Source organism: Devosia sp. MC532 (assembly GCF_016461625.1).
Lineage (GTDB): Bacteria > Pseudomonadota > Alphaproteobacteria > Rhizobiales > Devosiaceae > Devosia.
Genome location: NZ_JAEMNZ010000012.1, coordinates 38163 through 63426 on the forward strand (window position 1 = coordinate 38163; position 25264 = coordinate 63426).

A 25264-nucleotide genomic window follows, 5' to 3' on the forward strand; every position below is an offset into this window, starting at 1 on the left:
CGTTGATTGGTGTTGCAAGTCGAGGGCCTAGCTCTGCAGTTCGCCTGCGAGAGCGCGGCCGATCAGCTTGCGGGTGTTCTCAATGCCATAGAGCGCTGCGAACGAGCCGAAGCGCGGACCGCGTTCCTGGCCGATCAGCACCTGATAGAGCATCTGGAAGAAGTCGCCCGATACGCCGGGACCGCCAGTTGGCCCCTTCTTCGTATGATCCTGATAACGCTCAATGTTGCGAGCAACGTCGAGAGCTGCGTTCTGGATGTCTTCGTTGGAAGAGTCCGCAGGAAGCTCGGCGAAAGCTGCCGAAACAGCTTCGAGCGCTGCGCGTTCGACATCGTCTGGCGCGCGATAGTTCTTCTTCACGAAGTCGCGGAAGTAGGCCATGGCGTAGCCAACCAGCGCATCGAGATGCGGATGGGTTGCTGCCGAAACGCCCGGTGCATAGGCCGAGATATAGCCCCACATAACTTCTGGCGTTTCTGGATTGGAAGCCGTTGCCAGATTGAGCAGCAGCGCGAAAGTGATCGGCATGTCGATCTTCGGCACATTGCCGTAGTGGACATGGAACGCCGGATTTTCAACGCGTGCGGCCGCATCTTGCTTTTCAAAGGCAGCAACGAATTGCGCATATTCATCCACGGCGCGCGGGATGACATCAAAGTGCAGACGCTTAGCGACGCGCGGCTTCTGGAACATGTAGAGCCCGAGGCTCTCGGTCGGCGCATAGGTCAGCCATTCGTCGATGCTCAGGCCATTGCCCTTTGACTTCGAGATTTTCTGGCCTTCGGAATCCAGGAACAGCTCGTACACATAGTGTTCTGGAGGCGTGCCACCGAGGATCGCGCAAATCTTGTCGTAGATATGCTGATTGGTCTGGTGGTCCTTGCCGAACATTTCAAAGTCGACGCCCAAGGCGGCCCAGCGCATTCCGAAGTCCGGCTTCCACTGGAGCTTCACATTGCCGCCGGTCACCGAAACGGTGGTGTCGCGGCCATCTTCGTCGGTGAAGGTCACGGTGCCATTCTTGGCATCGACTTCCTTCATCGGCACATAAAGCACGCGGCCCGAAATTGGCGAGATCGGCAGGAATGGCGAATAGGTTGCCTGACGTTCAGCGCCTAGGCTCGGCAGCATAACGCCCATGATATCATCATAGCGTTCAGCGGCGCGCAGCAACACCTCGTCGAACTTGCCGGACTTATAATAATCGGTGGCGCTGGCGAACTCGTAGTCGAACCCGAAGGTATCGAGGAAACGACGCAGCATGGCGTTATTGTGCTCGCCAAAGCTGTTGTATTCGTTGGTCCACGGATCAGGCACCGCCGTGAGCGGCTTTTGCAGATGCGGCTCCATGGCTTCCTTGGAAGGCACGGTGTCCGGAATCTTGCGCATGCCGTCCATGTCGTCGGAGAAGCACAGCAGACGGGTTGGGATTTGGTCACGGGTCAGCAGGCGGAACGCAGTACGCACCATGGTGGTACGCGCGACTTCGCCAAATGTGCCGATATGCGGCAGGCCCGAGGGGCCATAACCGGTCTCAAAAAGGGCTTCCCCTTTGCCCGATTTTTCCAACCGTTTGACCAGTTTACGGGCCTCTTCAAAGGGCCAAGCGCGAGCCGTCTGTGCGGGCTCGAAGAAATCGGGGTCAAGTGGAGGTAAAGCGGCGGGCGACACAGGGATTGTGGCCTTTCGAAACACAGGAAACGATAAGGTTTGGTGTGTTGCACTCTATCTGCGCCGCGTCAATGACGCAGGTGGTTGCAGATCGACCGAACCGCACCTAGTTTTGTGCGCAACGATCTCAGGAGGCCATTTATGCCGTCGCCCATTCAGGATGCGCTTATTCACATTATGATCATTGCTGCATCCTCGGATGCCACAATCACTGAGCGGGAATTGAACCGGATCGAAGCCCTTGTCGGTCGCTTGCCGGTATTTGCTGGTTTTGATCGCACCCGCCTCACCGACGTCGCCAATGACTGCGCAGATGTGCTGAACAGCGACGATGGACTAGACCTCGCGCTCGACAAGGCGCTCTTGGCGATCCCTACAAAACTGCAGGACACAGCTTACGCCCTCGCCGTTGAGGTAACCGCTGTCGATCTTCAGTTGGAACAGGAAGAGCTGCGGTTCTTGGAAATGCTGCGCGATCGCCTGACGCTGGATCGCCTCACCACCGCTGCCATCGAAGTGGCCGCCCGCGCCCGGCACCGCAGACTGCCTGATTAATAGAATCCAACGGGGAACCAGCGCAGATAGAGCTCATCAAGCGTGCCATTGTCCTTGAGGCGCACCAGCGCCCAATCAATGGCATGTCGGATTTTGTCCTGTCCGGCGCGCACGCCCACGGCGAGCCCTTCGCCAAACTGGTTGGGACGGAAATACGGCTCGCTGGCGAAATTACAGCACGCGGGGTTATCGTTGAGCCAGAAGGCCGCGCGCATGGCGTCGCCGAAATAGGCTTTGACCTCGCTTGCCTCAAGAGCTGCAAGCGCCTCCCCTTCCGAGGCAAAAGCGACGCGTGCGGCTGTTGGAAAATAGTGCTGCAAAAACGCGTCATGGGCGCTACCGTCACGCACACCAACTTTGAGCGTTGCCAAAGCATCTGGGTCAAAGCCGTCGACGTCTTCGGCACGCGTGACGAACCGTCCCGGCAAAGCCAGATAGATCGCTGAAAAATCAATCGCGTTCGCGGTCTCTGGCGTCATCGCAACACCAGCGATAACGGCATCACCCTGATTGTCCTCCAAGGCCGACACCACCTGATCCCAAGGCCAAGCCTGTATGGTGCAGGCGATGTCGATCTCGGTACAGATCCGTCGCGCCAGATCAATATTGTACCCAACGACCTCCCCCGCGCTGTCGCGGAAGTTGAAGGGGGGAAAATCTGTCGTTGTTAGAAACCGTATAGCCGGAACCGGCTGCAAATCGGGCAAGATTTCACGCGCATCGGCATCGGCGTGATTGGGCAATAATTGCGCCGAGGCGGGGCTTACCAAAAAAGCGGCGAACAGGCCGAGCGCGAAACACCCAACCCATTGCCCTACTCTGCTGCGCATCCCCCGCCTCGGCATGATCACTTAAACCTGGTCTAGGCCATACATAAGGTCGGCAATCAGATCATCAGGATCCTCAAGGCCAACCGACAACCGCACCAGACCCGGCGTCACACCAGTCGAGAGGCGAACCTCTTCGGTCAGTCGCGCATGGGTGGTCGTGCGCGGGTGGGTAATGAGCGATTTGGCGTCGCCCAGATTGTTGGAAATCAGCGCCACAGCGAGACTGTCGCAGAAGGCAAATGCGCCGTCCTGACCGTTCTTGACGTCGATCGCAAGCAGCGAAGACCCGCGCTTCATCTGGCTCTTGCCCAGCTCATATTGCGGGTGGCTTGGGTGATGCGGATAGATCACGCGATTGACCTTAGGATGGTCTGCAAGCGCTGCCGCAATCTTTTCCGCACTGTCGGTCATGCGTTCGACGCGCAGCGCATAAGTTTCAAGACCTTTGAGCATAACCCAAGCGTTGAACGCGCTCAGCGTTGCGCCTGTCTGGCGCAAGAAGGTGTGCACGTCACCTTCAATGATTTCCTTGCTGCCCAACACGATGCCACCCAGAACGCGGCCCTGCCCATCGATGTGCTTGGTCGCCGAATAGGTGACGAGATCTGCGCCAAGGGTCAGCGGGTTCTGGTAAAGCGCCGTCGCAAAAACATTGTCCACAATCAGCTTAGCGCCATGCGCGTGCGCGATTTCAGCGACAGCCTTGATATCAACCAGTTCCAAAGTTGGATTGGTTGGCGTCTCGATAAACACCACCTTGGTGTTCGGGCGCATTGCACGCGCAAAGTTTTCCGGATCGCGACCATCGACCAGCGTCGATTCCACGCCAAAACGTGGGGCGTAATCTTCAACAACGAAACGGCAGCCGCCAAAAAGCGCTTGCGCGGCAACGATATGATCGCCAGCGCGCACCTGACTCATCACCGCATTGGTCACAGCGGCCATGCCTGACGCAAAAGCACGACCCGCTTCCGCGCCTTCCAACAGCGCCATGCGCTCTTGGAACATGTCGACGGTCGGGTTAGCGAAACGCGAGTAATTATGGCCCGGGAATTTGTTGAGGAACAAATCTTCGGCGTGCTGGGAGTTGGGGTAGGAATAGCCGGAGTTCAGAAACAGCGCTTCACTGGTTTCGTTGAAATCTGTGCGCTTACCGCCACCATGGACCAGCCGCGTCGCTGCCGACTGCTTGCTTGGATCGAGGAGGGGATTGTGGTCTCTAGACATTTCAGCGCCTTTAAACAGAAAAACCGGCTCGCATAGGGCGGCCGGATCCCAAACGGTCCTTAGCGATTTGTTTCATGTGGCTGCAAGCGACCGGCCAAATCACCACCGCCGAGATTAAACGGCATCAGCGCTGTGGCGTCAATTCCTCGGGTTTGCTAGGAGAACACAGAAAACAAAATGAGCGTGCGAATGAGCGAACCTTGGCCCACCGGGGTCTTTCCGGCCCGACTGATCGAAAAGCTGCACGCCGAAGGTGCGATTAGTGTTTCGAGCCCATTTGACGCCGATCAGGTTCAGCCCGCCAGTCTCGATCTGCGCTTAGGCAAAACAGCCTATCGCGTGCGATCAAGCTTCTTGCCGGGTCCGCTGCACACTGTGGCCGAGCGCATCGAAGCGCTAAAACTTCACCAGATCGACTTGAGCGATGGCGCTGTGCTGGAGCGCGGCTGCGTCTATCTCGTGCCTCTCGATGAAACGCTTGATTTGCCTGACACCGTCAGCGCCTCGGCCAATCCGAAAAGCTCGACCGGTCGGCTCGATATCTTCACGCGCGTCATCGCCAATTATGCGCAAGGCTTTGATCAAGTGCCCGCTGGCTATACCGGCCCGCTTTATCTCGAAATCAGTCCGCGCACCTTCCCGGTATTGGTCCGCAGTGGCTCGCGCCTGAGCCAAATGCGGTTCCGCTGTGGCGACAGCCGCCTCAACGTAGAGCAGCACCGCAAACTCCACGCCGAGCACACTTTGGTGATCGACGAGCAATTGCCAGTTGGCGACGGTGTGGCGCTGTCCATTGACCTCCTGGGCGAAGGCCGAAACGGGCTTATCGGCTTCCGCTCCAAGCGTCACACGGCAGTGATCGACGTGGATAAAAAGGGCGCGCTCGACGTGCTCGATTTCTGGGAGCCGCTGTATTCGCGCCAGCGCGACGAGCTCATTCTCGATCCTGAAGAGTTCTACATCCTCGTCAGTCACGAGGCGGTGCATGTGCCGCCCACGCACGCGGCCGAAATGGTGCCATTTGACCCGCTCGTTGGCGAATTCCGCGTCCACTACGCAGGCTTTTTTGATCCCGGCTTTGGCAATTCCATTGCGGGTGGCACAGGCAGCCGCGCTGTTCTGGAAGTCCGTAGCCGCGAAGTGCCATTCCTTCTCAACCACGGCCAAATCATTGGCCGGTTGATTTATGAGGAACTGGCCGAAAAGCCGGAGCGCCTATATGGCCGCGATCTGGGCTCGAATTACCAAGCCCAGACCCTCAAGCTTTCAAAGCATTTCCGGCCCTATCCGGAAGTCTGATTATTGAGCTGCCGCTCCGACTTCGTCTTCCCAGGCGATAAAACCGGGGCGGCCAAGGAAGAAGCCTTGAGCTTCATTGCAGCCTTCCAGGCGCAGCACCTCGAGCTGCGCCGGGGTCTCCACGCCTTCTGCCAAAACAGGCACGGAAAGGCTGCGACCGAGGGCGAGAATGGCTCGCACGATGGCCTTGGACTGCTCGTTCTGCTCGACCTCATTCATAAATGACCGATCGAGTTTGATCTTATCGAACGGGAACGAGCGCAGCGTATCCAAGGACGAATAGCCGGTCCCAAAATCATCGATTGCAATCGAAACGCCCATAGCGCGGATCGCGGTCAGGATATGGAGGGCGCGAGACTTGTCGGCGATAATTGCCGTTTCGGTCACCTCCAACTCCAACCGCTTGGGGTCGAGGCCGGTGTCGTCCAAGGCTTGCTTGACCGTATCGATGAGATCAAAACTGCCCAACTGAATAGCTGAAATATTGACGGCAATTTTGTGCGGCTGCGGCCAAGCGGCAGCATCGGCGCAGGCAGCGCGCAGCACCCAGGCCCCGATCCCATTGATCGCCCCACATTCCTCGGCAACGGGAATGAAATCGGCCGGAGCCACCTGCCCATGGCCGGGACGAACCCAACGCAGCAGAACTTCATAGCCGGTTATTTCGCCCGTCAGCACCGACTTTTGCACCTGATAGGCGAGGTAGAAGGCGTTGGATTCCAGCGCCGTCCAGATGTCGCGCCCCATCTCGCGGCGCTCGCGCGCCAGCTCATCCATCTCGCGCTCATAATAGCAAATGCGGTGATCGAACTCGCCCTTGGCACGATACATGGCAAGGTCCGCATTGCTCAGCAGTTTTGAGCGATCTTCACCGTCGACGGGGTAGATGGCGACGCCAATACTCGCGCCTGTGCTCAGGTTGAGATCATCCGCCTCAATACGCGTGTGCAATGCCCCGTCCAGACGCCCAAGGAACTCGCGCAACCCTTCCATCGTGCTAAAGAGTTTGAGGGCCGAGAATTCATCGCCACCAATTCTGGCGACCACTTCTCCGTCGCGGAGCACGTCGTTCAGCCGCTTGGCCAGTTGCTTGAGCACCATATCGCCCGCGGCATGGCCATGAATATCGTTGACCTCCTTGAAGCGGTCGAGATCGATGGCGACGACGGCAAGCTTGGTTTTCTTCTCGTCGGCCGTCGCCATCATGGTTTCGAACTGCTCGTCGAAACGGCTTCGATTGGGCAAGCCCGTTAACACGTCATGGCGAGCCATATGTGCTATCGCCCGCTCGGAATTATAGCGCTCGGTCACGTCGTCAATGGTGCTGACCCAAGATCCATCTCCAACCGGGCTATGAGAAACCCGCAGCACACGGCCCGCCCCAAGCTGGTGTTCGATCTGGCCACCTTCTTTGACCAATCTGCTATGCTCAGCGTGGAACGTCTGGACCCGGGCCTCAATATTTTCTTCAGGCTCGTTATTGCTCACCAAGGACAGGCGGCACAGCTCACGCAGATCGGCCCCGGTCAAATCGTAGCGCGGGTCGATCATCAGCATTTCCTTGAGCCGCTCATTGTAGAGCTGCAAGGCGCCATTCGCGTCAAAAAACCCAAGACCTTGCGCCATATTCGTCATGGCCAAATGCAGCGTCTTAGAAACCTCCCCGATCCGGTCGGCGTCCCTGCGCTCCCTCTCGGCCTCGCGTGCTACGCGTCGAAAATGGGCGTCTTCCAAAAACATGCTCGCCACCGCCACGCCGACCAACACTGCCGAGATCAAGGCAATGATGAGCGAGAGCATAAAGCCATCAAGCTCGCCGGCGCCTTCGACCGGCCCGCAGAGCGAAAAGTCAGCCGCAGCCATGCCCGTGAAATGCACGGCGCAAATGGCCAGCGTCAGCACAATAGCCCCAAGCGGAACCGATAAACTGCCCCCGGAGCTTGCCACCACAAACGCCACCGCGCTCAGCACGAGGCCCGCCAATATCGACAATCCGACCAGTTGGTGATCCCAGAGCAGGCTTCCTTCCATCAAGGAAGCACTGATGCCGGTGTAGTGCATGACGGATATGGCCAAGCCCACGACAGCACCGCCGAGAGCGTGATCCCAACGCGTATTGCCGCGCGTCGTGACGTAGATTCCCGCCCCGCACACAACGATCGCAATCAGTAGCGAGATCAGCGTCAGCGCAATGTCATAGACGATCTCAAAGCCCGGCTTGAACGCGACCATCGCGACGAAATGGGTGGTCCAAATGCCAAACCCCACTGTGAGCGCAGCGATAGCGATCCAAATCGGACGCTTTTTGTCGGCCGCACGCTTGGCATGCCGGAGCAGGCCCATACAGGTATAGGCCGAAATCAAGCACACCACGGCCGCAAGGACGATCAGTCCGGGCTCATGCTGATGGAAAAAGAAGTCCACAATTGCCATATGACCGGCCTTGGCTAGTGGCAGACGCTTCGCAGACAGTGCAGCGAGGCATACGCCATTACAAATCGAAGCTTTATTCAAAGCAAACTGAAATCTTTGTGCGAGAAACACACAAGAGACTGATACCACGCAGGTTTTCTGCGCGGCAGTCTGCCGGACATGAAGCAGTGTTAGGGTTCTTGCACTCTTAAAAACGCATGAGCAAGTGCGGGATACTTCATGCCACAGGCATTTGGGAGCAATAGCAACGAACTCAGTTAATCGTCTGTATCCGTGCCTTGACGGGGCCCACGTTTTCCCGCATTTAGTGCCGTTATGCGGGTGTAGCTCAATGGTAGAGCAGCAGCTTCCCAAGCTGAATACGAGGGTTCGATTCCCTTCACCCGCTCCAAACTCCCCAGCAACATGACCAAACAAAAACGCACAGCGTCGCCGCCGTGCGTTTGGAAATGTGCTCTGAATTCCGCAGCTTAATGGAACTGCGCAGTCTCTGTTGATGCCGCCATCGCCGTGGTTGCGCTCTTGCCGCCGCTCACCGCCATCGAAACGGCATCAAAATACCCCGTGCCCACTTCGCGCTGATGCCGCACGGCGGAAAACCCATGCTTCTCGGCGGCAAATTCGGCCTGCTGCAAGCGCGAGTATCCCGCCATGCCGTCGGCCAAATAGTCCCGTGTGAGATTGAACGTCGTCAGGCTGAGGTTGTGGAAACCGGCCAGCGTGATGAATTGATACTTATACCCCATGGCCGCGATCTCCCGCTGGAAGCTCGCCATAGCACTCTCACCCATGTGCTTGGCCCAGTTAAAGCTCGGCGAACAATTATAGGCCAGCATCTGGTTGGGATGCACCTTGCGCACAGACTCAGCAAACTTGCGGGCCTCATCAAGGCTCGGCGTTGAGGTTTCGCACCAGATCAGATCCGCAAAGGGCGCATAAGCGATACCCCGTGCAATCGCCGCGTCAATGCCCCCCTTCAGCACATAGAAGCCTTCTGCGGTCCGCTCATCACTCACGAATGGCGCGTCATATTCATCGATATTGGATGTGATCAGGCGCGCCGCTTCCGCGTCCGTGCGAGCCATGATGAGCGTGGGCACATCCATCACGTCAGCCGCGAGGCGCGCCGCGTTGAGCGTGCGAATGAATTGGCTGGTCGGCACCAAAACTTTGCCACCCAAGTGCCCGCACTTCTTTTCGGAGGCCAGTTGGTCCTCAAAATGAACCGCCGCAGCACCCGCCTCGATCATCGCCTTCATCAGTTCGAAAACATTGAGTGGGCCGCCAAACCCGGCTTCTGCGTCCGCAATGATCGGCACGAAGAAATCCAAATCGGTGGTCGAGATGCCGTCAGATTGCTCCATGGTCTGGATCTGATCGGCGCGCTGCAAAGCCTTGTTGATACGGCGCACGACACTCGGAACACTATCGACGGGATAAAGGCTCTGGTCCGGATACATATGGCCCGACGAATTGGCGTCAGCCGCGACCTGCCAGCCCGACAGGTAGATCGCCTTGATCCCCGCCTTCACCTGCTGCACCGCCTGATTACCGGTAAACGTGCCCAGGGTTGGCACATAGTCTTCCTTCTGCAGCAGTTCCCAAAGGCGCTTGGCCCCATTTTCTGCCAGCGTATGCCGGATCGGCAGCGAGCCAGACAATCGGGCAACATCGGAACGAGTGTAGCTGCGCGCAATATTATCCCACCGGTTTGGCGCGTAATCTGGGGCCGGGAATTGTTCAGGCTTATGGGGCTTATCGAGCATGGTTTGTCCTCCTCAAGACGTGACGGGGCGAGCGTTGCGCAAGCAACGGTGTGGCCGATTTCAAATGTTGGGTTTGGCAGGCGTTAGCTGGCGACGCGCCGGCTAAAAGTGGCGGCGACCAGGCCCTGGGTTGAGAACATTTCACACCCATCCGACGAGCGGATCTCGTGGGGGCCTATCCGTCCGGCGATGAGAAATCCCTGCCGGTCCATCCCCCGCGCCCAATATTGGGCCATGGCATCTGCGGCGCTGTTAGCGAAGATGGTGACATACTCATCGCGGTCATTTTGCTGCGGCTGCATTTATCTCTCCTCGTGTTGATGTAAATATTTGACAACATCGATCAGTATGCAAGAAATATAGCAATTCAGCGCTGTTAAGCTGTAAAACCTTGTCAAATCCGGGCGTCTGTTTTGTAAATTCTGTAAATCGAGGAGCAGAATATGGATATAGGCCAACAAGTCGGCGCTCGGATAAAACGCCTCCGGCGCAGCAAGAAAATTAGCCAGAGCGATCTGGCCGACACGCTGGGCATTTCCTCAAGCTATCTCAACCTCATCGAGCACAATCGCCGCAAAATTACCGTCCCGCTGCTGTTCTCGATTGCCGGGCATCTTGGCGTTGAACCTGGTGAGCTGGTCGACAATGACGAGGGCCGCTTGGTCGGCGACCTGATGGAGGCCTTTGGCGACGAGTTTTTCGCCGATAGCGATGTCACCAATCTCGAAATCCGCGACTTCGCCCAATCCAACCCCGCAGCCGCGCGAGCCATGCTGCAGCTCTACGACCGTTTCCGCGATCTCAGGCAGCATCCCTCCCCCATGCCGCAAGCGGAGGGCATACCCTTCCACGCCGCAACGGAGGCAATCTCAGATTTCCTCCAAGAGGCCGCCAATCACTTCCCAGATTTGGAGGATGCTGCTGAACGCGTTCGCGCTGATATTGATGCGATGGACGACGATTTCGCCGCCGGATTGAAGGCCTATCTCTTTAACGTTATGGGCCGGGAGACGCGCCTCTCCTCGCTTCCTGCGGGGGTGGCACGCCGTTTTGACGGACGGACACTGTTCCTATCCGACCTCCTTCCCGCTGAAACGTCGCTGTTTCTGACGGCCCATCACTTGGGCGAAGACGTTGGTGCGCCGGAAATCGAAAGCATTATCGCCCGCGCGAACTTACCGGAAGGCGACGCCCCCACTCTGGCGCGGAACGTCCTCGCGGCCTATTTCGCTGCCGCGCTCATTATGCCGTACGAAGCTTTTCTAGCCGCCTGCAAAATGTATCGCTACGACGTGGACCGGATCGCCCGCCGGTTTTCCGCCAGCTTCGAGCAGGTGTGTCAGCGCATGACCAGCCTGCAACGCCGTGGCGCTAGCGGCATTCCGCTTCACCTTGTCCGCACCGACATTGCTGGCAATATCTCGAAGCGCTTCTCGCTTTCGGGCATCCACATTCCACGCCACTCTGGCGCCTGCCCCCGCTGGAACATTTACGCGGCCTTCCTAGCGCCTGACCGGATCAATGTTCAGATCAGCCAAATGCCCGACGGAGCGCGCTATTTCTGCATTGCACGCTCCGTCGCCAAAGGCGGGTTCCGCTATAATGCGCCGCGCAGCTATCTCTCCATTGGCCTTGGCTGCTCAATCCATCACGCCAAGGAAATGGTTTATGCCGACGGCATGGATCTGCATGATGAGAGCAAGGCGGTCCCCGTCGGCACCGGCTGCAGAATTTGTCCGCGTATGGATTGCGGTCAGCGCGCCCACCCACCGGCAGATCACAGAGTGACGCCCAGTGCGACCGACCGCGGCATCAATCTCTACTCCCGCCTCTAGCGCTCAAGCATTCGAAAGATTTTCCAAACGTGCAGATCAATCGGCATAACCATCTGCCGTTGCAACAATTGATCATTGGTTAGACTCAAGAAGGAACGACGGGCACCAACACTCTGCGCCCCAAAAGCGCTCCGAGCGTCACGAAAATAATAAAAAACTCTCGGAATGCTTTTCTGATTTGTTGCAAGGATCGGACGATTGGAATTCTATTTCCTCTCGGCTGAACGTGCCTCAGCCGACCGGCGACAGAACTGGACGGATTTTGTGTTTCCACGCTTGTCTATCGATCAGTAGCTGTTCAATAGGCCGCATCTGCACGCTTGGAGGGACCACCATGGAACGCACTGTCGAAGACATTTTGAGCCGGGCTGGTACCGGGCCTTTCCAACGTAAGCTTTTGGGCATTTTCGGGCTCGTCTGGGCCGCAGATGCCATGCAAGTGATGGCCGTGGGCTTCACCGCTGCCTCCATCGCAGCCACCTTCGGACTATCCGTTCCAGAAGCCCTGCAAACCGGCACGCTGTTCTTCCTCGGCATGCTGATTGGTGCAGCCGTCTTTGGTAAGCTTGCGGACCGCTATGGCCGCCGCCGCATCCTCATCATCACCGTCGCCTGCGACGCGATCTTCGGGCTCTTGTCGGTTTTCGCACCGAACTTTGCGATCTTGCTGGGCCTGCGCTTTCTCACCGGCATCGCCGTCGGCGGCACGCTACCGGTCGACTACGCAATGATGGCCGAGTTCCTGCCGGCTAAAAATCGCGGGCGTTGGCTTGTCATGCTTGAAGGCTTTTGGGCGGTCGGCACTGTCGTCGTCGCCCTCGCCGCTTGGATCACCAGCATCTATTTCCCACAAGACGCTTGGCGCTGGATTTTCGCCGTCACCGCACTTCCCGCCCTTGTTGGGCTGGGCTTGCGGTTCTGGCTTCCGGATTCGCCAATGTATCTGCTCAACAGCGGCGATCGTGAGAGCGCGAAAACAGTTTTGAACCAAGTCCTTACCGCCAATGGGAAACCGGTCATGGCTGCCGAGGAGCAGCTTCATCTTCCGCCCAAGACCAAGGCACCGGGGCTTTTCTCTCCCGAGTTCCGCCGCCGCACCGTCATGATCCTCGTCTGCTGGTTCTTGGTCTCAGTTTCCTATTACGGCGTCTTTACGTGGATGCCAGCGCGCCTTGCTGAAGAAGGCTTTGGCTATGTGCGCGGCTATGGCTTCCTTGTTCTCGTCGCCTTGGCGCAAATTCCTGGCTACGCACTGGCCGCATGGGGCGTTGAAGCGCATGGCCGCAAACCAACGCTGATCAGCTTCCTGCTGCTCTCCGCTTTTGGCTGCCTGATGTTTGTCGTTGCCGGAGAAGCTTGGCTTATTGGCGCGTCCATTTTGCTCATGAGCTTTGCCCTCTTGGGAACATGGGGTGCGCTTTACGCCTTCACCCCCGAGCTTTACCCGACAGCCTCGCGCGCGACCGGCATGGGTGCAGCTGGCGCGATGGCCCGCCTCGGTGGGCTCTTGGCACCCTCGGCGGTCGCACTTGTCATTGCACAAGGCTTTGGCGTTGCCATTGGACTGTTCGCCGCGCTGCTGTTGCTGGCCGCTCTCGCCGGCTCTCTGATCGACAGCGAAACCCGTCAGGTCGCTTTGAACTAAGAGATAGGCGTGAGGGGCCGGACCTATACTGGCCCCTCCTCCTAACGCGAGCGCTTCGTTCTGCGCTTGCTCGCCAAATGCGGGGTTTTAAACCAGTGAAATGGTTTTTGAGCGAACTCCAGAAAAGCGAAGATCGTCGCGAGCCCAACCAACAGCCAATAGAACGGTAAAAGCAGTTGCGGCAGCATGAGCTGCATTTGGCCAGTCCGCCAGAGCCCCAAAATATTGGTGCCGACGGCCACGGCCTGCCCCAGCACCAAGACGACAACACACGCGAAAAACCACCCCTCCCCCAGCGGCGCAGCACCCTGTCCTGAAATCAACAGCGCGAAGACCGCCATCACGAAGGTGAGATGCAGCAGGGGCGAAATCAACATGCCGAGCAGCACGGCTTCAAAGATCAGCATGCGCACCAGCCCCAAGTCGCGCAGGAGCAAGTTGGGTCGTCGATTGTGCACAACAAAGGTCTGAATCCAGCCTTTGAGCCAACGCGTACGCTGTCCTAGCCACGGCCTAAAACTGGTTGGCGCATCCTCAAATGTCCGGCTATTGCTGGTTGCTGTGAGCAGGCCTCGCCGTGCCAACCGCACGCCCAAATCGGCGTCCTCGGTGACATTATAGGGGTCCCACCCGCCAATCTCGCGCAGCACATTCATGCGGAAGTGGTTCGATGTGCCCCCTAAGGGCATCACCATATTCCACTTGGCAAATGCGGGCAGAAGCACCGCAAATAGACCGGCATAATCCCCCGCAAACAGGCTCGGCAAAAACCGTCCATTGCCATTGCTGATGACCAGCCGGGCCTGAATGCACACAACGTCCGTTTGCCGCCGAAACTGGGCCACGACGCGCCGCAATTGATCAGGATCGGGACGATCCTCGGCGTCATAAACCACCACATATTCACCCGTGCAAAACGGCAATCCGAAATCCAAGGCCTTAGGCTTTGTGCGCGGTGCTGCGTCGGGCACGACAATCAGCGAAAACCGCGCATCACCGAGATATTTGCGCACCGCATCCACCGTCTCAGGAGAGCGGCTTTCAACGAGAAACATGATCTGCAGTTTCTCGCGCGGGTAATCGAGCCGCAGCAGATTTGCGCACAGCTGATCCACCATGCCCGCCTCGTCGCGCAGCGGCACCATCACCGTATAGATGGGCAAGTCATCCGGCCCCAATATGGGCTCAGCCGTAACGCCATGAGGGATAGGCGTAAAAATCGCTGCGAGCCGAATGCAACTGGGCAGGATGATCAACCACAGCCAGACCGGCAGGGCCCAAACGATCCCTGTCCAGGGCGCAATAGTCAGTGCCAACACCAGAATTGTGACCGTGATCACAACGCCTTCGCGGATTTTGCGGGTGAGATCGAGCTGCGCTGCCGCGTATGGCCACTTCCGCGTCAGCCTTTGCCGCGCGTCATCAAGCAAGTGCTCTTCATGCATCCCCACCAGCGCATCCCTTAGGGCTGCACTGGGGACGATAAGCAGTTGCCCCTTTATGCCCGGGTCAGCCTCCACCACCCGGGCCAGATGAAGAAAGGCGAAAAAGTCCGGGGCTGCAACGCCAAACTCCCTATCGAGCATTTTGAACCGCACCATGCGCAGGCTCGCGAACATCTCAACGCGCGGCTGGTCGTGAACGACATGGGCGACACGCGGCACAACATCAAAGAAGGCTAAGCCAACCCAGTGCGCAGCGCGGCTCATGATTTCCGCTGGGGCGATATCGAGGTGAACCGCGCACCAATGCATCGGGTCGACCTCTGTCATCAGAGCCGCCTCGAGTGCCGCTTTGGGCGTGTAATGCGTTTGCTTGGTTCCGATCAGCGCAGCCATGAGCTCAAGTGCTACACTCATTGCGCTCGTTCACACTCTAGCTATGTAGAGAGAGGAGCACCGGCGACGAGAAAGCCTCGATCTGCGCCCGAGAGGCGATGCAGACAAAAAGCACCGCACGCGCTGCCTCAGCCCACTCTCGCCATGCGTCTCCCTTCGCGCACGTCCTATACGGCGGCGCCAAAAGGGGAAGAATAAAAGGACTGCAGACTCGGTCAGGCGATACAGCCCCTCGCATCGATTCAGAAACACGATAAATCGCGCCCAATCGGCCCCAAGCGAGGTTCGCATCAGGATTGCTCCCAAAGCCAGACCGTAAAAACCAGTCTGCAGCAAGTTCTGTGTGCTGGTCTCGCCCGGGCTCAAAAAGCTGCCCTCAGCGATCCCAACGGAATTCGCGTTATGCGCATGGGCATCACTGCCCCACGCTGTAATTTCTATTTGGTCGGCGCCGAGTGAGCGCGCCTCTAGTCCGTAGTCGTTATTCTGGTGCCAAACTTCAAGGCAGTGCTGCGCACTTGAGGTCCGACAGGTGCCGCGTGTGGTTCGGGCTAGAACGTGACTATCCACTGAAAACGCCCCCGTCTCCGCGAAGGTCTCAGTAAATCACGTTGCGTCCGTTGGGGTATTGGGAGAACTCCCAAAATGCAACAAAAATAGTAGACTAAAGTGTAATGAGCTTGTGGCGTATCGCCTCGACCACAGTGTGAATGCGGTTATGCGTCCCCAAGCGCCGCTGCGCATTCTCGCAATGCTGGTTCACCGTGCGCACCGAAAGCGCAGTAATATCAGCAATTTCCGCCGCTGTTTTCCCTAAGGCCGCCCATTTGAGCACTTCGGCTTCGCGCTGGGTGATAGCCCGACGCTTGGGCAGTTGGTGACGTGACACATTTAGCTTGCGGATTTGCGCGTAAACATGAAGCGCTAGAAGATGCAGCTGGATTTGCCCGGCGCTATCGACGCTATCCTTCGGCCCGCCAAAGCTGGCAAAGCCCTGCACACCATTGGCCAATTGGATAGGAACACAATAGCCGTAGGCGATGCCATGCACCTTGAAATCATAGAGAACCTGTCCGCTCTCAGGCGAACGGTCTAACGGGGCCTCGCGCCAATCAAACGGCAGGTTTGTCGAAAAACAGTGTTGGACCACAGGATCGATATGAACATAGCGTTCCGACACATATCGGCTCAGCCATGTCTCGGGCCAGTTGCTGATCAGAACATACGGCTGAAAATCATGTCCGGGTGCAGGCACTCCTGCAAACATGAAGCTCGTCAGTTCAAATCGTTCTATTGCCTGAGAAACAGAAAGAGAAAGCTCTTCAAGCGTCTCTTTCTGCTTTAGATCGTCTATAGATACCAAGACGTGTTTAGTCATCTACGGCAGCCCCCGCCGTTGAACACACGCCCACTTATTCAGTATTTTTACCGCTTTGCAAGAGTATCACGGCGTACACGACAGATGTAATATTGTGTACGCCGCAAATTTATTTAGTTCTGAAATTGGTGAGGATTAAATCGATAGGCCGTCGAGCAGAACTCGCAAACAACTTCGATCTCGCCATCGACGGCCATTTCCTCACGATCTTCGTTGGTAAACGAAGTCGTCAACATGTCCTCGATCCGTTCCACCGAGCATGAGCAGCGTTCAACCAGTGGCATCGCCGGAAATACACGCACGCCGGTCTCGTGATAGAGACGGAACAGCAGACGTTCTGGCGACACGTCAGGATCGGTCAGCTCCAGATCGCTGACGCTCTTGAGCATAACCTGCGCTTCATTCCAGCCGTCACCGGCTTCGCGTTCGATTTCAACTTCGTCGAATGCGCCGTCGCCGGGCAGATCCTTGACGCCAAGGCCATGCTCGGGAAGGTGCTGGATCAGCATGCCACCAGCGCGCCAACGCGTGCGCACATCGCCTTTGGTGGTGATCTGGGAAACCGCCAAACGAACGCGCGTCGGGATCTGTTCGGACTGCATGAAATAGGTGTGCGCCACCTCTTCGAGCGAGCTGCCGTCGAGGGCAACAATGCCCTGATAGCGCTCGGTGTGCTGGCCCTGATCAATAGTCATCGCCAAATGACCCTTGCCCAACAGCTCAGCGGCGCTGGTCCTGCCTTCTTCAGCCGCCTTGACCAGCATCTCTTGGTCAAAGCGCGCATAGCCACGCATGCCATCAGGCGCATCAAAGTCGACGACGATCAGATTGACTGGACCATCGGTTTGGGTCTGCAAAATAAAGCGCCCCTCAAACTTCAAAGACGAGCCGATGAGGGCAGACAAAACCACCGCTTCGCCGAGAAGGCGCGCCACTGGCAGCGGATAGTTATGGCGCGACAAGATCATATCGATCGCCTCGCCCAGACGCACGGCGCGGCCGCGCGTATCCAGATTTTCCAGTGTGAACGGCACAACAGCATCATCGCCAGTTTCAGGGCGATCCAGGCCCATGGCGGCCAGAAGGTTCTCGTTCTGCTTGGGGTCGTTCGTCATGATCTTGGTCTTTCCTAAGGCTAGGACTTTTAGGATTTTCGTCCCGACGGCCCTTGAAACAATCGCCCCGCACACTGCTGAGCCCTCGCGAAACATCGCGATAAGCCCGCACCGCGCGGGGGACAATAATTGGCTTTTCAGACTTGCGTCAGATTAGTTGGTCGTCACACCGAATGCCCAGCAGAGCACTGCCTTCTGAGCATGGAGACGGTTTTCGGCCTCATCAAACACCACCGACTGCGGGCCATCGATTACCTCATCGGTAACTTCATCGCCGCGGTGAGCCGGAAGACAGTGCATGAACAAGGCGTCTTTATTCGCCAGTGACATTAGATTGGTGTTCACTTGGTAAGGTTTCAAGACCCGGCGACGCTCGGCAGCATCGGTATCGCCCATCGACACCCATGTGTCGGTGATGATCAGGTCAGCGCCTTCAACAGCTTCGCGCGGATCTTCAATCAAGCGCACCTTGCTCCCGGCACGCTTAATGTCGTGCATCAGGTCCTTTTCCGGGCTGTATTCATCCGGAACGGCAATGGTCAACTCGCACCCGAACACTTCAGCCGCGTTCACCCACGAGTGAAGCACGTTGTTGCTGTCACCAACCCAAGCCACTTTCGCGCCACTGATGTCACCGCGATGTTCTTCAAAGGTCATCAAATCAGCCATGATCTGGCATGGATGCGCGCGACGCGTCAGACCGTTGATCACCGGAACGGTAGCATTTTCGGCAAGTTCGAGCAGATCAGCATGGGAGAGGATGCGGATCATGATCGCGTCGACATAGCGGCTCATCACGCGTGCCGTGTCGGCCAAGGTTTCTTCCCGCGAAAGCTGCATTTCCTGGCCAGACAGCATGAGCGTCTCGCCGCCAAGCTGGCGCATGCCAACGTCAAAGCTGACGCGCGTGCGGGTCGACTGGCGTTCAAAGATCATTGCCAGGACTTTGTCCTTGAGCAATTGCGGGCGATCGCCGTCTTTCATGCGCGCCTTAAGAGCATGCGCCTGATCGAGCATGCTGCGCAGCTCGGAGTATTCGAAATCATCGATCGAGAGAAAATGGTTCTGGGTGCCGGTCGTCATGAGGCCGGAGTCCTTTATATCACTTATAGGCGTACGTGAGCGAAGCGCTGCCATGATAAGTCATGGCAGCTAACAGATGCTTGTCAGCGTCCTCGCCGTCGCCCAAAATGATAGAAAGTCAGATAATTCATGACCCGGATGCTACGTTGGCAGCATTCTCTGCTTCAATGGCATCAAATGCCGCGCTCAGCTTGCCGATAGCTTCCACAATATCCTCTTCGGTGAGGATCAATGGTGGCAACAAGCGCAAAACATTATCACCCGCACCAATGGTCAGCATCTGATGGTCGTCACGCAGACGCGCCACGAAGTCACGGACTGGCGGGGTAATTTTGATACCAGCAAGTAGGCCCTTGCCGCGCAGTTCCAGAACATATTCTGGGTATTTCTGAGCCAACTGCTGCAAGTGCCAAGCGAGGCGCTGGCCCATCTGCGCAACATTTTCCATAAAGCCCGGAGCCGTCACACGGTCCAAAACGGCGTTACCGATGGCACAAGCCAAAGGATTGCCACCATAGGTCGAACCGTGAGTGCCCGGCACCATCGAGGCCGCAGCCTTCTCGGTTGCCAAACATGCGCCCAGTGGGAAACCACCACCGATTGCCTTAGCGACCGCAACGATGTCTGGCGAAATGCCAGCCCATTCATGTGCAAAGAAGCGACCTGTACGGCCAAAGCCACACTGGACCTCGTCAAAGATCAGCATCAAGCCGTTTTCGTCACAGATTTTACGCAGCCCCTGCAGGAACTCCGAAGTCATGGCCGTTACGCCGCCTTCGCCCTGTACTGGCTCAATAAGAATAGCAGCCGTTGCGGGGCCGACGAGCGCGCGCACCGCATCAAGATCGCCGGGGGCGGTGTGGACAAAGCCTGGAGCCGCCGGGCCAAAGCCTTCGATATAGGATGGGTTGCCGCCAGCAGCGATTGTGCCCAGCGTCCGACCATGGAATGCGCCGGTGAAGGCGATGACTTCATAGCGCTCTGGGTGGCCGTTGGAGAACTGATAGTGCCGTGCGGTTTTGATGGCGCATTCCAGCGCTTCCGCACCCGAATTGGTAAAGAACACGCGGTCGGCAAAAGTCATGTCGACGAGACGCTGACCAAGGCGTTCCTGCTCCGGAATGGAGAAGACGTTGGAGGTGTGCCAGATCTTTTCGGCCGCAGACTTCAGCGCACCAACCAGATGCGGGTCATTATGGCCGAGGACGTTCACGGCAATGCCGGAATGGAAGTCGAGATATTCGCGGCCGTTCTGATCGTACAGTCGCATGCCTTCGCCCCGCTCGAAGGCGAGTTCAGACCGGGCATAGGTACCGTATAGCGCAGACATGGCGATTATCCTCAGATTTTGGAGGTGTTGCTGGAGCACCGTGGCAAACCTGCCACAAACGGCAAAAACGCACGGACCCCGGAAACTAAATAGGGATGCGAATTAGGCGAGATTTGTCCGTAAAGTCAATGTTTGCAGTGCAAGTGTCTGATTTGACTCAACGAATGTTAGCGATTTTTTAACCACTGAATAAACGGGGAAAATCCCGCCCAACTCTTGATCCTGATTCAGCCCCTGTCGTAGTATCTGAGACATCGGGAGCACGATATCTCGTGTGGCGGACCCGGCAAGCATACGAGCCCTAGAGTCGAACTGGCTGCTAATGCCGTATTGGCAGCTCAATGAAGGATTCTGTTTTGACAGTAGCATCAGGAGCACAGGCCGTTGGCTGGACTGACGATCGCGTCGAACTGCTGAAAAAGCTTTGGATGGACGGCCTGAGTGCCAGCCAGATTGCCGGAGAACTCGGTGAAGGCGTTACGCGCAATGCCGTGATTGGCAAGGTCCATCGCCTCAAGCTTTCAGCTCGCGCTAAGCCAACCAACACTGCTCCCCGCGCCCGTCCGGCAGCGGCTCGTCCAGCGGCGCCTCGCCGCGTGGCCGCTCCAGCAGCAACCCCGATCAGCACCATGGCTCCCAAGCCACGCCCAGCAGCTACAATGCCGCGCCCACAAGTTATGGGTGCGACTGCACTGGCGATTGAGCCGCAGATGGAAGCGGAACTTTATACCGCTCCGGCAGCCGCCGAACTCTTCATCCCTGAAGACAAGCGCCTCAGCCTCCTGCAGCTCAATGAACATACCTGCAAGTGGCCGATCGGTGATCCGCTGACTAAGGATTTCTACTTCTGTGGTCAGCACAGCCTGGAAACCGGCCCATACTGCGAGTTCCACTCGCGTCGTGCCTATCACCAGTTGGAAAAGCGCAAGCGCTAATCCCAAAAGACTAAAGACACAGGGCGCTCCGAGCGCCCTTTTTCTTTGCCTTAAATTCTCGGGTGGCATGTCGCGGCACAGGTCCCGGTCGCGCCCGCCCCCCTCAATGGCCATGCAGACAATAAAAAAGGCGCACGAGGCGCCTTTCTTGTTCGTCTTGGTCATTTGCTTAGGGCAAGTAGATTTCCACCCGCAGGCCTTCGCCTTCTGCGGCGCGCGAGCGGATCGCAATCTGACCGCGATGGCGCTGGACGATATGCTTGACGATGGCAAGACCCAGGCCCGTGCCCTTCTTCTTACGGCTCGCTTCAGCATCAATGCGATAGAAGCGCTCCGTCATCCGCGGCACTTGTTCTGGCTCAACGCCAATGCCACGGTCGACCACAGACACCAAATAGCGCGCACCCAAACGATTGACCGGCATCAGCGTGACATCGACATATTTGCCGGACGCGCCGTATTTGATGGCATTATCGATGAGGTTCTCAAACACCTCATAGAGCTGCCCGCGGTCGCCAGTTGTCACCGCAGCGTCTTGTGGCAGGCTCAGTCGCACCTCCACCTCAGCCGCGTCGGCAATCCCTTGCAGCCCCTCGCGCACTTCACGCAAAAGCCCAGAGAGATCAACGGACCCGGTGGGCAAAACATGCTGATGCATTTCGATACGCGATAGCGACAGCATATCATCAATCAGGCGGCTCATCCGATCCGCCTGAGCGCGCATAATGCCAAGGAATTTTTCTCTCGCTACACTATCATTGGCCGCAGGGCCGAGTAGGGTATCGATGAACCCCATGAGCGACGCTAAGGGCGTCCGCAACTCATGGCTGGCATTGGCGATGAAGTCCGAGCGCATCGCGTCCACACGCTTAAGCTCAGTCAGGCTCTGGAAGGTAATGAGCAACTGACGGTCTTCGTCTGCGAACCAGTTCACATTGGCGATCTGCAAGGGCGCAACGACAACACGATCCCATGTTTCCGAAGGCACGGTTTCGTGCAGTTCAAAGCTGCGCGTTTCGCCGGTCTTGAGCGCGCCATCGATGGCCGCAATCAATTCTGGGTTGCGCAAGCCCAAGGTCAAAACCTTGCCGGGCTGCATTCCTGGGTACTGCCGTCCCACCGCGTCATTGCGCAGAATAACAGTCCCACGGCGATCAATCGTCAGCGCCGGGTCGGCCAGGGCATTGACCACCGAGGCCATGCTGCCGACGGGCTTGTGTGGGGCCGCGACGGGGACCTCAACGGTCTTGGTCACTGTCAGCGTGCGCACAGGCAGGAAGACCACAAAGAGCAGCAGGAGCCCAATGCCGACCATCGCCAGATCTAGGCGCAGTCCGCCCAGCATGGCAAAAATTGCGGTGACGAAAGTTGCGGCGATCAGCAGCGGGCCATAGGTCACCAACCTCGCTGCGATAGCTTGGATGGCAGGCGCGTCTTCTGCTTGTTGGTCGTACATGTTTGGCCGGGGACTCACGTTTGCATACCCACCTCTTGCGTGGGACCGAGCTTTCTATCACGCTCTATTTGACAATGGAGCGACAGCACGATGAGCGATGATCTCGACGGCTTTGATATCAACAATCCAGAACTCCCGCGCAGCATAAAGAAAGCAGCATTCTCGTCTGGCAGCTTTCCTTATCAAGATAAGCTAGGCGACGAGGAATACACAGAGCAGATGTATGCTCTGCAGAAACAACTTGTCCTGCATCAGGCGTTTATGAACAAGGCCAAGACGAGAACAATTGTTATTTTCGAGGGTCGAGACGCAGCCGGCAAGGGAGGAACGATCGAGCGGTTCGTTGAGAACCTCAATCGTCGCTACAACATGGTTGCTGCTCTTCCTAAGCCGAGCGACCGTGAAGCCACCCAATGGTACTTTCAACGTTACATCGACTGGTTTCCGGCGGCCGGAGAGATGGTTCTTTTTGATCGCTCTTGGTACAACCGCGCCGTTGTCGAGCCGGTGATGGGGTTTTGTACTCCAAAACAGACCGAAAATTTTCTGGATGAGGCGCCCGAATTCGAGAAGCGCCTGACCAATGACGGCATCAAAATTTTCAAGCTCTGGCTGAGCATTGGCCGGGAAATGCAGCTCAAACGCTTCCATGATCGCCGCCATGATCCGCTCAAGCAATGGAAGCTATCGCCGGTCGATTTGAAGGCGCTGAACAAGTGGGATGAATATTCTGCTGCCCGCGACGAAATGCTCCGGCGCACTGATAGCAAACACGCGCCTTGGACGATCATTCGCGCCAATGACAAAAACCGTCTGCGCCTCAATGCTATACGCACCGTGCTGCACGGCTTGGACTATGACGGCAAAGACACCAAAGAGATCGGCAAGATCGACACTAAGCTCGTGCTCAGTGTCGACGAGTTTTTGTCGCTCAAAGGCGAGTAAAAAAAAGGCCCTCCCGGTGATCCCGAGAGGGCCTTTGGGTTTGGCGCTGATTAGAACGCCCATTCACCCTTGCGCATTACCGGCTCGCTCGACCCGTCGGCATTAACCCCGTCAATGTCGATCTGGTCCGAGCCGATCATCCAGTCGATGTGGATGTTGGACGCATTGCCACCGCGCGCCGCGATCTCGTCCTTGGACAGGCTCTTTCCGTCCACGAAGCAATCGGCATAGCACTGGCCCTGCGCGATGTGGCACGAGGCGTTCTCGTCGTAGAGCGTGTTGAAGAACAGAATGCCCGAAGCCGAGATCGGCGAGGAATGCGGCACCAGCGCAACTTCGCCGAGGTGGCGCGCGCCTTCGTCGGTGTCGAGAACCTTGTTGAAGAGGTCCGCGTTCTTGGCCGACTTGAACTCCACCAGACGCCCGTTTTCGAAGCGCGCCTGCATTTCTTCGATCAGCGCACCATTGTGGCTCAGCGGCTTAGTGCCCGCGACATAGCCTTCAGCACGCAGCTTATGCGGGGTGGTGAACACTTCTTCGGTCGGAATATTGGGGTTGCAGGTCACGCCATTCTTGGCTTCCGACGCGCCGCCCTTCCACTTATGACCGTCGGCCAGACCGATGGTCAGGTCGGTGCCGGGACCGGTGTATTTGAGCGAAGCGAAGTTCCTTTCGTTCAGCCAAGTGTAGCGACGCTTGAGGTTGGCGTTGTGCTCTTTCCAAGCGCCGATCGGATCGGCCTGATCCACACGGCTCGCCTTAAAGATGGCGTCCGCCAGCTTTGCGATTGCTTCTTCTTCGCTATCATTGGGGAAGACGAGCTTGGCCCAAGCGGGCGTTGGGTAGGAAACAATGTTCCAGTTGATGTCAAAGCCGGTGATCAGCTCCATCGCTGGCTTATAAGCCGCCGAATTGGCCCGCATAGCGCGCGAGACCTTGTCCGGGTCTTGGCCGGCAAGCATCATCGGATTGTCGCCCGAGATCGCGAGGCGCGCAGCGTTCTTCTTATAAGCCTCGGCCATGCCCGAATAGAGCCAGCCAGCGCTGTGATCAAAGCTGGCATCATTGCCATAGCGATAGCGTGCCAAGGTCGCTTCTTCATCGGAGTAGATGGTCGTGACCAAACCGGCACCGGCCTTATAGGCGTGCTCGGTGATGCGGCGCACCAGTGGCGCTGCTGTCATCGGCGCAGTGATAACCAGATCCTGCCCTTCAGCAAGCTGCAGACCCACTTTGATTGCGACTTCGCCGAGCTTGTCGAGCTTGACCGGATCGATGGGAGAATTGCTCACGGGGAGTGCCTTCGTCTTTTGAATCGTTGGGGGGAGCCTACTGCTCTCGCGCCAACAACGCCACACTTCGAAATCGGAAAATTTGTTGACTTAAATCAAAGTTTCGAGGGCTCGGGAGGTTCAAACCAAGGACATCTAAACCACGGAGTAAAGCCATGAGCATGACAGTCTTAATCGTTGGTGTTCTTGCATTTTTTGGTACTTTTGCCGGTGTAATCGGCTATGTGCAGTACCAGACGCGTGGCATGGCAGCACCGGGTTCGCTGCCAGTTCAATAAAGTTCAACTTCGCTGTTCGGGGGGACGGCGATGAGAGTGGGGTGGGCCGGCTCTGTGCCTGCAGGGCCTGACGCTAACCTGCGCCCCGCCCCACTCACCTTTATTGTGACACGGTTGCATCACCAGCCGATCAGAAAATTTCAGCCACTTGGCAGCGACATCGGGTTGTTCTAGAACCCGGTGTCGCTTCATTCTTTTTAAGGGAGACGTCTGATGAACTCATCTGTGTATCGCTCCCTTCCGGGAATTAGCTTCCGCTAAGACGCCCCGGCCGGGCATGTTTAATGCCCACTTCTTCCCAATTTTCCCAGCAGTCCGATTGGCCCTCTGGCCTCCCGTCTCTTTCGGTCCCC

Annotated in this window: 20 protein-coding genes, 1 tRNA gene and 1 riboswitch; of the genes, 8 read left to right on the forward strand and 13 right to left on the reverse strand. The window is 57.3% G+C overall.

Going from position 1 to position 25264, the window contains the following annotated elements:
• Window positions 1-27: 27 nt before the first annotated feature.
• The gene (locus JHC09_RS14460; protein ID WP_199532532.1) at window positions 28-1671 is read right to left on the reverse strand and encodes a lysine--tRNA ligase; all 1644 of its coding nucleotides are present in this window, start codon (window positions 1669-1671) and stop codon (window positions 28-30) included.
• Window positions 1672-1812: 141 nt separating this feature from the next.
• On the opposite strand from JHC09_RS14460, the gene JHC09_RS14465 reads away from it, so the two are divergent.
• Complete coding sequence (locus tag JHC09_RS14465) at window positions 1813-2226, forward strand: tellurite resistance TerB family protein (RefSeq protein ID WP_169196175.1); 414 nt, start codon at window positions 1813-1815, stop codon at window positions 2224-2226.
• On the opposite strand, the gene JHC09_RS14470 is transcribed toward JHC09_RS14465, so the two are convergent.
• Together JHC09_RS14470 and metZ are read right to left on the reverse strand one after the other, a co-directional pair.
• Window positions 2223-2969 (reverse strand): transporter substrate-binding domain-containing protein, encoded by a 747-nt coding sequence (locus JHC09_RS14470; protein WP_210338172.1) that lies wholly within the window; start codon window positions 2967-2969, stop codon window positions 2223-2225. The genes JHC09_RS14465 and JHC09_RS14470 overlap by 4 nt on opposite strands.
• 108 nt (window positions 2970-3077) lie before the next feature.
• On the reverse strand, window positions 3078-4283 hold the full coding sequence (gene metZ / locus JHC09_RS14475; protein WP_199532536.1) for an O-succinylhomoserine sulfhydrylase: 1206 nt from the start codon (window positions 4281-4283) through the stop codon (window positions 3078-3080).
• Between the two features lie 41 nt (window positions 4284-4324).
• A riboswitch (SAM riboswitch) is annotated at window positions 4325-4399 on the reverse strand.
• A 73-nt stretch (window positions 4400-4472) separates the two neighbouring features.
• Here metZ and JHC09_RS14480 point away from each other — a divergent pair.
• Window positions 4473-5582 (forward strand): 2'-deoxycytidine 5'-triphosphate deaminase, encoded by a 1110-nt coding sequence (locus JHC09_RS14480; protein WP_199532538.1) that lies wholly within the window; start codon window positions 4473-4475, stop codon window positions 5580-5582.
• Here JHC09_RS14480 and JHC09_RS14485 read toward each other — a convergent pair whose 3' ends face one another.
• Window positions 5583-8096, reverse strand: a complete 2514-nt coding sequence (locus JHC09_RS14485; protein ID WP_199532540.1) for an EAL domain-containing protein — start codon at window positions 8094-8096, stop codon at window positions 5583-5585.
• Between the two features lie 236 nt (window positions 8097-8332).
• Here JHC09_RS14485 and JHC09_RS14490 point away from each other — a divergent pair.
• Window positions 8333-8406: transfer RNA gene (locus JHC09_RS14490), tRNA-Gly, on the forward strand.
• A 79-nt stretch (window positions 8407-8485) separates the two neighbouring features.
• Here JHC09_RS14490 and aceA read toward each other — a convergent pair.
• The gene (gene aceA / locus JHC09_RS14495; protein ID WP_199532542.1) at window positions 8486-9781 is read right to left on the reverse strand and encodes an isocitrate lyase; all 1296 of its coding nucleotides are present in this window, start codon (window positions 9779-9781) and stop codon (window positions 8486-8488) included.
• Window positions 9782-9864: 83 nt separating this feature from the next.
• Window positions 9865-10083 carry a hypothetical protein gene (locus JHC09_RS14500; protein ID WP_199532544.1) on the reverse strand — a complete coding sequence of 73 codons (219 nt, stop codon included), beginning with the start codon at window positions 10081-10083 and terminating at the stop codon, window positions 9865-9867.
• 141 nt (window positions 10084-10224) lie between these two features.
• Between JHC09_RS14500 and JHC09_RS14505 the strand changes: the two genes are divergently transcribed.
• Together JHC09_RS14505 and JHC09_RS14510 are read left to right on the forward strand one after the other, a co-directional pair.
• A complete protein-coding gene (locus tag JHC09_RS14505; RefSeq protein WP_199532546.1) occupies window positions 10225-11616 on the forward strand; it encodes a helix-turn-helix transcriptional regulator in 1392 nt (463 codons plus the stop codon).
• Between the two features lie 334 nt (window positions 11617-11950).
• Window positions 11951-13261, forward strand: a complete 1311-nt coding sequence (locus JHC09_RS14510; RefSeq protein WP_199532548.1) for an MFS transporter — start codon at window positions 11951-11953, stop codon at window positions 13259-13261.
• A 41-nt stretch (window positions 13262-13302) separates the two neighbouring features.
• Here the strand turns inward: JHC09_RS14510 and JHC09_RS14515 are convergent, their stop codons facing one another.
• The 5 genes from JHC09_RS14515 to JHC09_RS14535 all read right to left on the reverse strand — a co-directional run bounded on the left by JHC09_RS14515 (window position 13303) and on the right by JHC09_RS14535 (window position 20014).
• Window positions 13303-15120 carry a glycosyltransferase family 2 protein gene (locus tag JHC09_RS14515; RefSeq protein WP_199532550.1) on the reverse strand — a complete coding sequence of 606 codons (1818 nt, stop codon included), beginning with the start codon at window positions 15118-15120 and terminating at the stop codon, window positions 13303-13305.
• 643 nt (window positions 15121-15763) lie between these two features.
• Window positions 15764-16477 carry a LuxR family transcriptional regulator gene (locus JHC09_RS14520; protein WP_169196185.1) on the reverse strand — a complete coding sequence of 238 codons (714 nt, stop codon included), beginning with the start codon at window positions 16475-16477 and terminating at the stop codon, window positions 15764-15766.
• A gap of 113 nt (window positions 16478-16590) precedes the next feature.
• Complete coding sequence (locus JHC09_RS14525) at window positions 16591-17550, reverse strand: Hsp33 family molecular chaperone (RefSeq protein WP_199532589.1); 960 nt, start codon at window positions 17548-17550, stop codon at window positions 16591-16593.
• A 195-nt stretch (window positions 17551-17745) separates the two neighbouring features.
• On the reverse strand, window positions 17746-18675 hold the full coding sequence (gene argF / locus JHC09_RS14530; RefSeq protein WP_199532552.1) for an ornithine carbamoyltransferase: 930 nt from the start codon (window positions 18673-18675) through the stop codon (window positions 17746-17748).
• 127 nt (window positions 18676-18802) lie between these two features.
• On the reverse strand, window positions 18803-20014 hold the full coding sequence (locus JHC09_RS14535; protein WP_349236558.1) for an aspartate aminotransferase family protein: 1212 nt from the start codon (window positions 20012-20014) through the stop codon (window positions 18803-18805).
• A 347-nt stretch (window positions 20015-20361) separates the two neighbouring features.
• Here JHC09_RS14535 and JHC09_RS14540 point away from each other — a divergent pair, with 347 nt between their 5' ends.
• The gene (locus JHC09_RS14540; protein ID WP_282567696.1) at window positions 20362-20940 is read left to right on the forward strand and encodes a GcrA family cell cycle regulator; all 579 of its coding nucleotides are present in this window, start codon (window positions 20362-20364) and stop codon (window positions 20938-20940) included.
• 169 nt (window positions 20941-21109) lie between these two features.
• Here the strand turns inward: JHC09_RS14540 and JHC09_RS14545 are convergent, their stop codons facing one another.
• Window positions 21110-22396, reverse strand: a complete 1287-nt coding sequence (locus JHC09_RS14545) for an ATP-binding protein (protein WP_199532558.1) — start codon at window positions 22394-22396, stop codon at window positions 21110-21112.
• Window positions 22397-22486: 90 nt separating this feature from the next.
• Between JHC09_RS14545 and ppk2 the strand changes: the two genes are divergently transcribed.
• On the forward strand, window positions 22487-23341 hold the full coding sequence (ppk2, locus tag JHC09_RS14550) for a polyphosphate kinase 2 (protein ID WP_199532560.1): 855 nt from the start codon (window positions 22487-22489) through the stop codon (window positions 23339-23341).
• Between the two features lie 50 nt (window positions 23342-23391).
• Here the strand turns inward: ppk2 and JHC09_RS14555 are convergent, their stop codons facing one another.
• On the reverse strand, window positions 23392-24633 hold the full coding sequence (locus JHC09_RS14555) for an aminopeptidase (protein ID WP_199532561.1): 1242 nt from the start codon (window positions 24631-24633) through the stop codon (window positions 23392-23394).
• Window positions 24634-24788: 155 nt separating this feature from the next.
• On the opposite strand from JHC09_RS14555, the gene JHC09_RS17095 reads away from it, so the two are divergent.
• The gene (locus JHC09_RS17095) at window positions 24789-24911 is read left to right on the forward strand and encodes a hypothetical protein (RefSeq protein WP_282567611.1); all 123 of its coding nucleotides are present in this window, start codon (window positions 24789-24791) and stop codon (window positions 24909-24911) included.
• Window positions 24912-25264 lie beyond the last annotated feature (353 nt).

Bases quoted from the DNA above. Each gene is read 5' to 3' on its own strand.
- metZ (WP_199532536.1), bottom strand. From the start codon at position 4,283: ATGTCTAGAGACCACAATCCCCTCCTCGATCCAAGCAAGCAGTCGGCA.
- aceA (WP_199532542.1), bottom strand. From the start codon at position 9,781: ATGCTCGATAAGCCCCATAAGCCTGAACAATTCCCGGCCCCAGATTAC.
- JHC09_RS14545 (WP_199532558.1), bottom strand. From the start codon at position 22,396: ATGTACGACCAACAAGCAGAAGACGCGCCTGCCATCCAAGCTATCGCA.
- JHC09_RS14480 (WP_199532538.1), top strand. From the start codon at position 4,473: ATGAGCGAACCTTGGCCCACCGGGGTCTTTCCGGCCCGACTGATCGAA.
- JHC09_RS14515 (WP_199532550.1), bottom strand. From the start codon at position 15,120: ATGAGTGTAGCACTTGAGCTCATGGCTGCGCTGATCGGAACCAAGCAA.
- JHC09_RS14525 (WP_199532589.1), bottom strand. From the start codon at position 17,550: ATGGGCCTGGATCGCCCTGAAACTGGCGATGATGCTGTTGTGCCGTTC.
- JHC09_RS14465 (WP_169196175.1), top strand. From the start codon at position 1,813: ATGCCGTCGCCCATTCAGGATGCGCTTATTCACATTATGATCATTGCT.
- JHC09_RS14520 (WP_169196185.1), bottom strand. From the start codon at position 16,477: ATGACTAAACACGTCTTGGTATCTATAGACGATCTAAAGCAGAAAGAG.
- JHC09_RS14500 (WP_199532544.1), bottom strand. From the start codon at position 10,083: ATGCAGCCGCAGCAAAATGACCGCGATGAGTATGTCACCATCTTCGCT.
- JHC09_RS14510 (WP_199532548.1), top strand. From the start codon at position 11,951: ATGGAACGCACTGTCGAAGACATTTTGAGCCGGGCTGGTACCGGGCCT.
- JHC09_RS17095 (WP_282567611.1), top strand. From the start codon at position 24,789: ATGAGCATGACAGTCTTAATCGTTGGTGTTCTTGCATTTTTTGGTACT.
- JHC09_RS14505 (WP_199532546.1), top strand. From the start codon at position 10,225: ATGGATATAGGCCAACAAGTCGGCGCTCGGATAAAACGCCTCCGGCGC.
- ppk2 (WP_199532560.1), top strand. From the start codon at position 22,487: ATGAGCGATGATCTCGACGGCTTTGATATCAACAATCCAGAACTCCCG.
- argF (WP_199532552.1), bottom strand. From the start codon at position 18,675: ATGACGACCGGCACCCAGAACCATTTTCTCTCGATCGATGATTTCGAA.